Origin of the sequence: uncultured Sanguibacteroides sp., assembly GCF_900543425.1 — a bacterium.
In the GTDB taxonomy this organism is placed as follows: Bacteria; Bacteroidota; Bacteroidia; order Bacteroidales; family Marinifilaceae; genus Gabonibacter.
In genome coordinates, this window is record NZ_UQRQ01000020.1 from 47,253 (window position 1) to 60,101 (window position 12,849).

Consider the following 12,849-nt stretch of genomic DNA (forward strand, 5'->3'; position numbering starts at 1 on the left):
AACATTCAAAAAACGGACTTATCGTTGAATTAACTTCAATTCATGTTCTCCGATCTCCACCCGACGTTGCTTAAACAATCCGCCTACCGCCTTTTTGTAGTTTTTCTTACTGCAACCGAACAAACGATAAATCTCCTCCGGCGCACTCTTATCGGAGACGGCCAAAACACCGTTATTCTCTTCCAACTTGGTCAAGATTAATTGGGACAACCGATCCACCTGTAGATGACCGTCGTTCTTTTGCAGGATACAATCGATTTTTCCGTCTTCCCGCAAATTCTTTATATATCCCGTAACCCGCTCTCCCACGGTTAAGGATTGAAAAATTTCATTCTGGTAAATTACAGCCTCGTGTTTCCCGTCCACGATTACATTATATCCCAAATCGGTCCGCCGGGCAATTAAGAGTTCCACCTCCTGTCCTTCCTCGTAATCCACCGGCTCTTGATTTAAAAATTTATGCCATTTCGAAGAGGCCACGATGCGATCGGTCACCTGATCCACGTAAACATAAACCAAGTACTCCTTCCCTACAACCATATCTTCTCGTTGTTCCCGGAACGGTACCAATAAATCCTTACGTAATCCCCAATCCAGAAAAGCACCGACCTTACTCGTTCCTACCACCTTCAACAAGGCGAAATCTCCCACGACGGCTTTGGGCCTATTCATGGTCGCTATAATCCGGTCCTCCGAATCGAAATAGATAAAAACTTCCAACTCGTCCCCCTCCTTGGCCTCTTTAGGAGCATTCTCTCCCCACGGCAACAAAATCTCTCCCCAATACTCGCCTCCATCCAGATAAACACCGAAATCCACCGTCTTAACGACCTTCAATATATTGTATTTTCCTAACTTTATCATCTCTTGTTATTTATTTAGGCACAAAGATAGGAATTAATTACATATCGTAAATCTTTTAATCTACAATTAATAGCACGTTACACCCGTCCCCCTGGGTTATCCCTTAATCTCAGAATCCTTTAATCTAAAATCGTCAATCTAAAATCTACAATTAATAGCACCTTGCACCCGTCCCTAAATAACTATCAGTTTATCATCCAAGTACCCACACGATCAAAAATTAAATGCCGGGAATCCCGGCATTTAATTTATAATCTACAATCGTCAATCACCTAATCACTTAAACGCTTTTTCCGATAATCCCGGTCCGTTCAATTTCAATTTATCGAAATACTCTGGAACAGGGCGTCCCATCAATTTATCCACGTACATTTTGGCAAGGTATTGCGATAGCATAAATCCGTGTCCGCGCATACCGACAAACAGGCCCAATTCGGGATCGACGATATAACGGGGTTCCGTGTAATAACCAGACCAGGTAGCCTGAATACCGACACCAGCCAAATCGGGAATCCAATCTACAAAGAACTCTCCGATAATCTCCAAAAACTCTTTGGTATTTAGTACCAGATCCTTATCTGTTCGTAGAGCATCCACCCGGGGAGAAGCACAACCGATAATCTGTCCCGTATAGGCAATTTGTTGTCCGTAAACGGCCGAAAAACCTTTGTATTCTTGTCTATCTATCAACATATCCAAACTATTCCCGTTTTTCCCCAACATAGGTAATCGACGGGTAATAAAGGCTTGATGACGAACCGGGTAAAGTCCGGCTTGGATACCCAAACTCTCGCAAATCTTTCCGGCTCCGGCTCCTAAAGCATTCACAAAATTCTCGGTTCGGAATTCCACGTATTTTTTATCATGAGTCAATACCAGAATAGAATAGGTAGACCCCTCACGGGCAACCTCGATCACCTTGCAATCCTCTATAACCCGCCCTCCGGCAGCAATTCCTATATTGCGTATCAATTCAACCACTTTTCCCGGGGTAGCTTGCCAGCAATCGTTCGTAATCAAAGCTCCCAGATAACGTTTGGACTTCGTGCTAAATGCCGGAGAAATTTCCTTTTTAAAATCTTTAGGATCGACCATATAAGCATCGGACCAGGCCTTACTGGCTTCCAATGCGTTATAGGTAGCTTCATCGTGGGCAAAATTCACGTAACAGGTAGCTTTATAATCGATATTGGATATTTTTTGCAAATCTCTAAACAATTGATGATTACGTTCTGCTATCTCTGCCAATTCCGGTAAAGAGAAAGCCGTACGCCCCCCTCCGATGTTTCGCCAAGAAGATCCCCGGTCTGCATTTACCAAAACAGGATTCATTCCCGCTTCCGCCATATAACGGAACAAAGCACTTCCGGCAATACCTCCGCCTGCAATCAAAGCTCCGACCTCTACTTTTTTAAACCCTTCTCGATTGGCCACCAAATAAACATCCCCGGCCTTAGAGGGGTAGATTTCACCTAAAGTCAACGGATTGGACAACGGTGCCCGAGGAGTGGCATCGCCTACAATTTCAATTCCCTTTGCCCTTAAGGCCGTCCGCAAACGAGGAATACAACGTTTTCCCCGGCAGGGCCCCATTGCCAAATGGGTGGTATGCTTTATCTCGTCGATAGAGATAAAAGTCCGATCGCCGACAATCTGTAAAACATCGTCCAAAGTCACGTCATCACAATGACAAATAAAGGTAGCTTCCTTCTTATCCTTCAACAAAGGCTCCATCTCCAAACATTCCGGGTAACGATCCTTTACCACGAATCCCCGAACCTTTACCAACTCTTCCCCATGAATATCCAACGATCTTACCCTGGCGATATTGGTCTTGTTCGGCTTATGCAACACTTTTTCAATAACTCCCGATCCCAACTTCTCCCCATAATTATTGACTAAATATACTTCCTCCTTTTCCGCTACCTCGTACTCGATAGGTAAGAAAAGGGTATCCTTACGCATATCATACCCGAATATGGCTAATCCGGGACATTGGTACACACATTCCATACAACCGATACATTTATCATAATCGACATAGGGAACAGTAAAAGTAGCATCTTTTGTTATCGCCCCGTGAGGACAAGCAAAAGAACAAGGATTACAGGCAAAACCGTACAAACAATCCATCTGCACGAACCCTCTTTGCTTCATTCTGGTAGAATCCGGCAAACGAGGTTCCTCCAATACCCGTACCGGATGTTGCTGCGAATCGATATACTCTTTGGACAACACCAGATAATCATCGTAATTGATCCGGACGCCCAAATCGATCATAATTTCCACCGCTGCCTGTTTACCGCGAAGTACGGCACTCGTCCCCTCTCCGATCCTCACCGCATCACCGGCGGCATAGCAATTAGCCCCAAATACAGCCTTACCCTTGGTCAACAATTGATTATCGGGAATTAACCCGGTACAGATATTAATAACATCTATCCCGTCCAATATCTTTTCCGTGCCCGGCACAGGTTTAAAGTTTTCACATTCGGCAATGACAGCACCCGTGATACCGGTATGATCCGCATTGGGAATAGCTTTTAATAACATGTGAGAAGTCATGATCGGAATGGCCAGCCGACGAACCCGGTTCGCTTGCACCGGAAATCCTCCCTCCTTCGGCATCGCCTCTATGATAGCTTTCACATGGGCACCTGCCTGCATCAATTGATAGGAGGTAAGGTAACCGATATTCCCGGCTCCCACGGTCAACACATTTTTACCCAATAAAGTAAATTCATTGTTCATCATCTTCTGAACCACGGCAGCCGTATAGACTCCCGGTAGATCATCATTCTCAAAAGCAGGCATAAAGGGAACAGCCCCCGTGGCTACAACTAAATAATCCGCATCGACAAAGAAAACCGTATCAGTCTCTAAATTTTTCACGGCCACCCGTTTCCCTTCCAATATATCCCATACGGTTGAATTCAAATAAATGCCATCCATATTCTCTCCGGCCAGGGTCTTCGCGATATCGAATCCCCGCATACCTCCAAACCGTTTCTCCTTCTCAAAAAAGAAAAACTGATGCGTTTGCATATTAAACTGACCGCCGATCTTGTCGTTATTATCAATAACGATATTATCAATACCCCATTTTTCAAACTCCTCTCGAACAGCCAATCCGGCAGGTCCGGCACCAACAATTATTACTGTCGTACGCAATATTTTCCGGGATACACCGGAAACCGTTTCTTTTACTTTAGCCATCTCTCCGGAAGCAATCTCCTGCACCTCTTTCACGCCATCCACCTTCGTTACACAAATCCGCTTCACTTTCCCGTCTACCAGCATCTCACAAGCACCGCACTTCCCGATACCGCAAGCCAACGAACGTTTACGCCCATCCAGACTATGGCTGTGTACCGGATAACCGGCTTGATGAAGGGCCGCCGCAATCGTTCCGCCACACTCTCCTTCTATTTTTTTTCCATTAAAAGTAAAAATCACTTTATCACGCTTGGGAACATCCAGAATCGGATGATGATTAATTTTTGACATAGGATATAGGTTTTAGTAGATTATTTTTCATTATTTCCTTTGCAATGTATTCTATTACAAACAAAAAAAAGCTGACTTTCGTCAACTTTTAAAAATACGCACTAAATTTCTTCAACTTATTTCATAAAAAATACTCCATCATCACCTAAAACGACGGGTATCTTAGATAATTTTTTCAAAACTAAAATTTCCTTCCACACCCTGCGTATCGACACTTACTCCCATAATGGTGACATCATCTACCAAAACTCCGAACCAACTATCCAGCTCGTAATAAATTTCATGTTCGGAATGAATGATATCTACCTCTATCGCATCCAACTTCACCTTATGTTCTTCGATACTCCCTTTTAAAAACTCTTGTAACATATAAGGCTCTTCCTCCTTTGGTTTATCCGTAAAAATAATCCGGCCGGAGAGTTCATTTCCTTCCTGTTTCAAAAACAATTCCCCTTCCGTAATGCCGTAGCCGTAATTTTCTTTATACTTCCATTTACCCGTTAAATCTATCATGACAATATGATCTGGAATATTTTTATTTATCTGTTCTCTCCCGTTTCTTAGCTTCATCCCAATAGCCATCCATCTCCTCCAATGACATATCGGAAAGTTTTACTCCTGCCTCATTTGCCTTATCTTCGATGTAAGAAAAACGACGAATAAACTTTCGATTCGTCTTCTCCAATGCATCTTCCGGGTTAATACCGTACAAACGGGCTGCATTGATAAGAGCAAACATAAAGTCACCAAATTCCTCCTCCATTTTTTCCGTATCTTCCCGTTGCATTTCCGTTTGCAACTCATCCAATTCTTCCCTTACCTTGCTCCACACATCCTGCTTTTGCTTCCAATCGAATCCGACACCCCTTACCTTATCCTGCACCCGGAAAGCTTTAATCATTGCCGGAAGAGCTTCCGGAACACCCTCCAACACCTTATTATGCCGCCCCTTTTCCTTCAGTTTCAACTGTTCCCAATTCCGCAATACATCATTTTCATCCTCCACTTTTACCTCCCCGTATATATGAGGATGACGATAACGCAGCTTCTCGCAAATCTCTACCAATACATCCTCAATATCAAACTGCTGTTGTTCTTCGCCGATATGAGCGTAAAAAACGATATGCATAATCAGATCCCCTAACTCCTTCTTTATCTCCTGCATATCCTTTTTCAGGATCGCATCCCCCAATTCATACACCTCTTCTACCGTCAAATTCCGTAAACTCTCCAACGTCTGCTTTTTATCCCAAGGGCATTTCACCCGTAACGTGGCGATGATGTCCAGCAATTCGGCAAAAGCCTCTTTTCTCTTTTCAATATCTTGACTCATTACAACTTAAAATTATGAAAGGCAACGTCGGTCAACAGCCTCAAAATCTCCCCGGACAAAGCTACGAATCCTTTATTTATAAACCCTGTTTTTATTTTCAATTCTCGATTGTTTTAACTACTTTGCACCTGCAAAAATAAGTTATTTATTTTAATTTCACGATGGAGAGAAGAATAAGTATCGGAAACATTGATCCCATTGACTTTTACGGCATTAATAACGCAAAATTCATTACACTCAAGGAGTTTTTCCCCAAATTAAAAATTACAGCCAGAGGAGACGAAATTATCGTTCAAGGAGAAGAAAAAGATGTCGAAATCTTAATCGCCAAAGTAAACGCCTTACTGGAACATTATAACAAATACAATATGCTGACGGTCGCCAACCTGAAACGAATCATTCTGGAAGACGATGTTGTTGAAGATCCGGAAGATCCGGCATCTATAATTGTATTTGGAAACGGGGGAAAAATAATCCGGGCAAGAACCTCCAATCAACGTAAATTAGTCGATCTCTCCAAAACCAACGATCTGCTTTTTGCTACCGGTCCCGCGGGGTCAGGAAAAACATATACAGCTATAGCATTAGCGGTAAAGGCATTACGCAACAAAGAAGTAAAACGGATTATACTCAGTCGACCGGCTGTTGAAGCAGGAGAAAGTTTGGGATTTCTGCCGGGAGATATGAAAGAAAAAGTAGATCCCTACCTTCAACCCTTATACGATGCTTTATCCGATATGATTCCGGCACGGAAGTTAACTGAATATTTAGAAACCGAAGTCATTCAAATCGCCCCGTTAGCCTATATGCGCGGACGCACTTTAAATGACGCCTTTGTCATTTTGGATGAAGCCCAGAATACAACTCGTAATCAATTAAAAATGTTCCTTACGCGAATGGGAATCAGTGCCAAATTTGTCATCACGGGAGACATGAGCCAAATCGATCTTCCGAAACAAAACGATTCGGGCCTGATTCATGCCTTCAAAATACTAAAAGATATTAAGGGTATCGCATTTGTAGAATTTGATACCAGCGATATCGTTCGCCATCGTCTCGTGAAAGAGATTGTGAAAGCGTACAATAATGAAAAAAAATCTATATAACAGATCATAAAAGCGAATAACATGGAAGCGATTGTAAAAACAAATTTCAAATTTCCGAAACAAAAAAATTTATATGTCGGAAAAGTTAGGGATGTGTACAACATTAATGACGAATACCTGGTCATGCTCGTATCCGACAGAATTTCTGCTTTTGATGTGGTCCTTCCCAAAGGGATTCCTTGCAAAGGACAAGTATTAAACCAGATTGCGGCTAAATTTCTTGATGCCACCTCTGACATTGTTCCCAACTGGAAGATTGCCACTCCGGACCCGATGGTAACAATCGGCCATATGTGTGAACCGTTTAAAGTGGAGATGGTTATCCGCAGTTACCTGGCGGGTAGCGCCTGGAGAGAATATAAAGCCGGCAATAGAGTGCTTTGCGGAATAAAACTCCCCGACGGAATGGTCGAGAATCAAAAATTCCCTTCTCCCATTATTACGCCGACAACCAAGGCCATGGAAGGTCATGATGAAAACATATCCAAAGAAGAGATCATCGCCAGCGGTTTAGTCAGCAAAGAAGACTACGAAATTATTGAAAAATATACTTATGCTCTCTTCCAAAGAGGTTCGGAAATGGCAGCTAAAATGGGACTTATCCTCGTGGATACGAAATACGAGTTCGGAAAGAAAAACGGACAAATCTACTTAATCGATGAAATCCACACTCCGGACTCTTCCCGTTATTTCTACGCTGACGGATATGAAGAAAGATTAGCAAAAGGAGAAAAACAACGCCAACTTTCGAAAGAATTTGTTCGCGAATGGTTGATGGAAAATGGTTTCCAAGGAAAAGAGGGACAACAAGTACCGGAAATGACTCCTGAAGTGGTAAAAAATATTACCGATCGCTACATCGAACTTTACGAGAATATCACGGGAACCAAATTCAACAAGGCTGAAAACACAAACATACTGGAACGTATCGAGAAAAACGTAAACGAATGTCTTAATAAGCTATTGAAATAAATTCAAATCAATAAAGACATCCGGAATAAAATCCGGATGTTTTTTTATATGGTTACAAAACCGCCAGTCCATAAGGTCCGGATTTAATTTATGATTTATGATTTACGATTAAAATTCGGATATTGCCGTCTTTAAATCTACAATCGTAAATCACTTAATCTCTAAATTTTTCTAATAACCCTTCGACTCCGTCTTCCAAAAGGTCCAACACCAACTCAAAACCGGCATCTCCACCATAATAAGGGTCCGGTACCGCCGTTCGATAGGAAAAACGTCGGCAGAAATCAGTCATCTTATATATCTTCCCCAACTCCTCCTCCGTCTCAGCCAAAGCCCGTAAATCCCGGACATTTTGATCATCCATCCCGATAATCATATCAAATTCTTTAAAATCGGCCGAAGGATAAAACTTACGGGAACGACTTGTCAATTCGTAACCTCTACGCTTAGCGTGGTGTTGCATTCGTTCGTCCGCCGGTTCCCCGGAATGCCATCCGCTCAACCCGGCCGAATCGATAAAAAATCGATCCTCCCATCCTTTCTCTTTCACGTAATGCTTCATTACCGCCTCCGCACTCGGCGAACGACAGATATTACCCAAACAAACAAAAAGAAGCTTTTTCAATTACAAATTACAGATTTTAGTTTGACAATTACAGATTAAAAATTCAGAGATTTAGCAATGACCAGATGAAGTGAGTTGTATTCAATCTCTAAATCACTGAATCATTGAATCACTAAATCTTATTCGTTTTAGCTAAACAGAGAATCGACAAACTCCTCCCGGTTAAACACTTGAAGGTCATCCATTTTTTCTCCGATACCAATATATTTCACCGGAATTTTAAATTGATCCGAAATACCGATCACAACACCCCCTTTGGCCGTTCCGTCCAATTTGGTAATGGCTAATGCATTCACCTCCGTGGCCAACGTGAACTGCTTTGCCTGCTCATAGGCATTCTGTCCGGTAGAACCATCCAATACTAATAAAATCTCATGAGGAGCGTTTGGTATTACCTTCTGCATCACCTTTTTAATCTTTGTCAACTCGTTCATCAAATTGACCTTATTATGTAAACGTCCCGCCGTATCGATAATGACCACATCCGCATGATCGGCTTTTGCCTTGCTCAATGTATCATAAGCAACTGACGCCGGGTCCGATCCCATAGCCTGCTTCACAATGGGAACCCCGACCCGCTCGGCCCAGACCACCAACTGATCAACGGCTGCGGCTCTAAAGGTATCGGCAGCTCCCAACACTACGGATTTACCGGCTTCCTTGAATTTATTAGCGAGTTTGCCTATAGTCGTTGTCTTTCCTACTCCATTTACCCCAACAACCATTATCACGTACGGTTCGCCTCCTTGTGGCAAATCGAATGAATTATAATCCGATACGTTATTCTCCTTTAACAGATCCACGATCTCTTCTTTCAATATCCGATTCAACTCTTCTATCCCGACATATTTATCTCGCTCCACCCGCTCTTCAATCCTACGAATGATACGGACAGTCGTCTCTACCCCTACGTCCGAAGTAATCAAAACCTCTTCCAGGTTATCGAGAACTTCATCATCTACCTTCGATTTTCCGACTATTGCTCGAGAGAGTTTTTTAAAAACACTCTCTTTTGTCTTCTCTAAACCTTTATCAAGGCTCTCTTTTTTCTTTTTATTAAATAAACCGAATAATGCCATTTCTTAAATATTGTTTCAGACCACGAATATATAAAATTAAAAACTATTCTCTACGCTCAGCACTTATTTCTTCAATATCTGCTCAAAAAAGGTCTGATCTTTGTAAGCCAGAGCATCTAAAATCAAACCACAAGTATAAGTCAAGGTCGCAATAACAAATAAAGACCCCGCCAATATAGCCGAAGGGACCTTATAGATATACTGGTAATCTATATACTCCATAATCACCGGAATACCGAAAATAAAAGACAGTATGATGCAGAATAAAGCGATGACCGTAAAAAAACGCAAAGGTTTATAATGCCTATACATATTGAAAATACATACAATAACCCGAAAACCGTCGGAAAAAGTATTTAATTTGGAAAAACTTCCTTCCGGTCTCTCTGAAAAGTCTATCGGTATTTCTACTATCCTGAAGTATTTACTCAAGGCAAATATGGTCATTTCCGTTTCCAATTGAAAACCTTCGCTAATCACGGGAAAAGTCTTCACAAAATTCCGGCTGAAAACCCGGTATCCAGTCATAATATCCTTCAGATCCGTATGGAAGAAGTAATTAATAAAAAACTTAACCAGATTATTCCCAAAACCATGAAAAGACCTCTTATTTTCTTTAAAATAAGTACCGTTGCTCAGACGATCGCCAATCACGATATCTGCCTCTCCTTTTTCGATCGGTTCCAACAACGATTTAACCGCCTTAGCCGGATAAGTATCGTCCCCATCCACCATAATATAGATATCGGCATCGATATCCCGAAACATACTTCTCACTACATTTCCTTTCCCCTGTCGACACTCTTTACGCACGATAGCCCCGGCCGATAAAGCCTCCTCTATGGTATTATCCGTCGAATTGTTATCATATACGTACACCTCTATATCAGGTAATTCTCTTTTAAAATCATCCACTACTTTACGAATCGTTAATCCTTCATTATAGCAAGGAACAAGCAAACAAGTTTTCATCATATTACTTTTTTTGAGGATATTCCATATACAACATATTCGACAAATTTTGCACCACCCCCGATGTGGCAAAATAGAAGAGAAGCAGAGGTAAAAAATTAAAAAGTCCCCGCTTATAACCATAACTGATATAACCTTCAAAAATATCGAGAGAAGGTACATCGATCTGATAATAGACCAACAAATAAATACACCACGCGGCAACGATCAAAAACAAGGTGATCCCATTGAAAAACGACCACTTCCGTTTATATATCGCATAAATCAAATTCAACACGAAAGCTGCAATTCCCAAATAAATAACCCATCCGTACAGTTGAGAAGAAAAACTGATCTCTTCCACGATACGCATCATAAAGTCGAACTTTCCTTTCAACTCGATGATTCCTAACTTAAAAGGCTGTTGTAAATCGGAGGCTTTCAATACGTATTTCAAATAGATTTCCCATGTCCCGTAAGCAATACAGGAGGGTATACCGAACCATAGACATTTCTTTATATTTTCCCAGGAAAACAACGACCGTTCCCGACATTCCCCTATCAGTCGATATGCCAAAGCAAAACAACAGGGAACAAAAAACACGACCCCCTCCGTTCGTCCCCATACTCCTAATGTCAAAGTAATAATACTGAGGGCAAAATAACGTTCTCCTTTACGATTAAACCAGCAAATAAAACCGATCATCCCGATCAAGGTATAGATCGTCTGCGGCATATTCGTCATTAAAAAAGTCGATTGTGCTGCAAATTCGGGTGTGGCCAACAACACCAATACCATTAACATCGCTGATAACGGATTCACGTAATGACGCAATAAACCATAAAAAGAAAAGGCTATGGAAACATAGTATAAAATAGAAATAATCTTTGCCGAAATCCCCCCACAAACGTAAGCATAGGCAAAACTTAAAGGAAAAAGAGGTGGATAAATACTCCGGTAAGAAACCAAACGGTGAGCCGGATCGAAAAGAGAATTATGAAGCGTTCCCTCGTGAGCAATCGCACGAGCCAAAAAATCATACCCGGCAATTGTATCATAATGAATAGCAGGCCAGTATAAAGCCTTCATCGTTACTAAATAAATCAAATAGATCAATACCCCTGACAAAAACAAAACTCCGGCATTTTGTTTACGCAAAAGTCTATTGATCTCCCCCTTACAGGCATACCGTTTTATAGATGCAAAAATATCCTGATCCTTTCTGCAATAATACAAAAGAAAATATAAAATTACCATTAATAAGAAAGTTCCCAATAAAACAGGTATACGCGTTAAAGAAATTCCCAGAATATCTGTAAGAAACATCAGTATCGTCACACACCCCATTCCGATTGGAAAACTAAAACCTAATGTCTCCGACAATGACCATTCCCGGCTGATAAACCTCAAAATGATCATCCCTATCAAGTACACCAATACAATTGAAAACAAACCTGTCATAAATTATTTTTTTACGGGTATAACGGAAAAAGCAGGAGCAGTAGCCCAATCGACACTATCTTTTACATACTCGTATCCATGCTTATCGATAATGGCAATATGAGTTACTTCTGCCGGACACTCTTTCAAACTATCGGCATACACTATCTTACGAGGATATATAAAATAAGAGGCCCATATCCTATTTCTCAAAGAGGCACTATTGGAAAGCTTATCCTTAAAAAGCTTAACATGCAAGAGCGTATCCTTCGGAGGAAATAAAATGACTGCATCCGGTGGTGTATTGGTCTTTAAAAAATGCAAATAGTTAAAATTCGCCCCGTGCTTAATCTCGTTTTTCTGTACCTGACTCATCCGGGGATAGTGTTTTATCATTTCCAGGTTTCCCTTCAACATGGAAAAAACCCAATTATACCCGCCATTATCATGAATTGCCGTCTGCACAACAAAAATCATCAAAAACAAAGCCGCTATATTTTTAACAATAAAAGAGGTAGTATTATTCATTATGCTCTCATCTATTTTTGACAAAAATATTAAAAAAATTTGACAATTGGCCTTTGACTATTGTAGATTAAGAAATTAAAATACCCCACGGGGAAGGGTATGCTATTAAATGAATTAGGTGATTGAGAGATTCCGTGATTAGGAGATTAAATGATTGACGATTGTAAATTGTAGATTGTAAATTAAAAAACGGAATTCAATCTAAAATTAAAAGAGCACACGGGGACGGGGTAAAAGTGCTATTTAATTTTAAATTAAATCTTAAAAAGATTTGGTGATCGAGGGCAAGACTAAATTCGAATCACCAAATCATTAAATCACCCAATCACTAAATCACTTAATCATTTTAATTTGAAATAAAAAAAGCCACGATCTCTCGTGGCTTCTTCCTAAATTCGGCGTCGACCTACTCTCCCACCTGGCGGCAGTACCATCGGCGCTAA

At 41.1% G+C, this 12,849-nt stretch carries 11 protein-coding genes; 2 read left to right on the plus strand and 9 right to left on the minus strand.

Annotated elements, in window-relative coordinates:
- Nucleotides 1-18: 18 nt before the first annotated feature.
- The 4 genes from QZR76_RS10965 to mazG all read right to left on the minus strand — a co-directional run bounded on the left by QZR76_RS10965 (nt 19) and on the right by mazG (nt 5,704).
- A complete protein-coding gene (locus QZR76_RS10965; protein ID WP_294142859.1) occupies nt 19-864 on the minus strand; it encodes a S1-like domain-containing RNA-binding protein in 846 nt (281 codons plus the stop codon).
- A 276-nt stretch (nt 865-1,140) separates the two neighbouring features.
- Nucleotides 1,141-4,371: an FAD-dependent oxidoreductase gene (locus QZR76_RS10970; protein ID WP_294142860.1), complete on the minus strand. Its 3,231-nt coding sequence runs from the start codon at nt 4,369-4,371 to the stop codon at nt 1,141-1,143.
- Between the two features lie 162 nt (nt 4,372-4,533).
- Nucleotides 4,534-4,884 carry a hypothetical protein gene (locus QZR76_RS10975; protein ID WP_294142861.1) on the minus strand — a complete coding sequence of 117 codons (351 nt, stop codon included), beginning with the start codon at nt 4,882-4,884 and terminating at the stop codon, nt 4,534-4,536.
- Nucleotides 4,885-4,906: 22 nt separating this feature from the next.
- A complete protein-coding gene (mazG, locus tag QZR76_RS10980) occupies nt 4,907-5,704 on the minus strand; it encodes a nucleoside triphosphate pyrophosphohydrolase (protein WP_294142862.1) in 798 nt (265 codons plus the stop codon).
- A gap of 161 nt (nt 5,705-5,865) precedes the next feature.
- On the opposite strand from mazG, the gene QZR76_RS10985 reads away from it, so the two are divergent.
- Together QZR76_RS10985 and QZR76_RS10990 are read left to right on the plus strand one after the other, a co-directional pair.
- Nucleotides 5,866-6,810, plus strand: coding sequence for a PhoH family protein (locus QZR76_RS10985; protein ID WP_294142863.1), 945 nt, complete (start codon nt 5,866-5,868; stop codon nt 6,808-6,810).
- A 21-nt stretch (nt 6,811-6,831) separates the two neighbouring features.
- Nucleotides 6,832-7,782 (plus strand): phosphoribosylaminoimidazolesuccinocarboxamide synthase, encoded by a 951-nt coding sequence (locus QZR76_RS10990; RefSeq protein WP_294142864.1) that lies wholly within the window; start codon nt 6,832-6,834, stop codon nt 7,780-7,782.
- Between the two features lie 154 nt (nt 7,783-7,936).
- Here QZR76_RS10990 and QZR76_RS10995 read toward each other — a convergent pair whose 3' ends face one another.
- From QZR76_RS10995 to QZR76_RS11015, 5 genes are all read right to left on the minus strand, one after another.
- Nucleotides 7,937-8,407 (minus strand): low molecular weight protein-tyrosine-phosphatase, encoded by a 471-nt coding sequence (locus QZR76_RS10995; RefSeq protein ID WP_294142865.1) that lies wholly within the window; start codon nt 8,405-8,407, stop codon nt 7,937-7,939.
- Between the two features lie 128 nt (nt 8,408-8,535).
- Nucleotides 8,536-9,486, minus strand: coding sequence for a signal recognition particle-docking protein FtsY (gene ftsY, locus QZR76_RS11000; RefSeq protein ID WP_294142866.1), 951 nt, complete (start codon nt 9,484-9,486; stop codon nt 8,536-8,538).
- A gap of 63 nt (nt 9,487-9,549) precedes the next feature.
- Nucleotides 9,550-10,461: a glycosyltransferase family 2 protein gene (locus tag QZR76_RS11005; RefSeq protein WP_294142867.1), complete on the minus strand. Its 912-nt coding sequence runs from the start codon at nt 10,459-10,461 to the stop codon at nt 9,550-9,552.
- A 1-nt stretch (nt 10,462) separates the two neighbouring features.
- Nucleotides 10,463-11,899 carry a hypothetical protein gene (locus tag QZR76_RS11010; RefSeq protein ID WP_294142868.1) on the minus strand — a complete coding sequence of 479 codons (1,437 nt, stop codon included), beginning with the start codon at nt 11,897-11,899 and terminating at the stop codon, nt 10,463-10,465.
- Between the two features lie 3 nt (nt 11,900-11,902).
- The gene (locus tag QZR76_RS11015) at nt 11,903-12,406 is read right to left on the minus strand and encodes a hypothetical protein (RefSeq protein ID WP_294142869.1); all 504 of its coding nucleotides are present in this window, start codon (nt 12,404-12,406) and stop codon (nt 11,903-11,905) included.
- Nucleotides 12,407-12,849 lie beyond the last annotated feature (443 nt).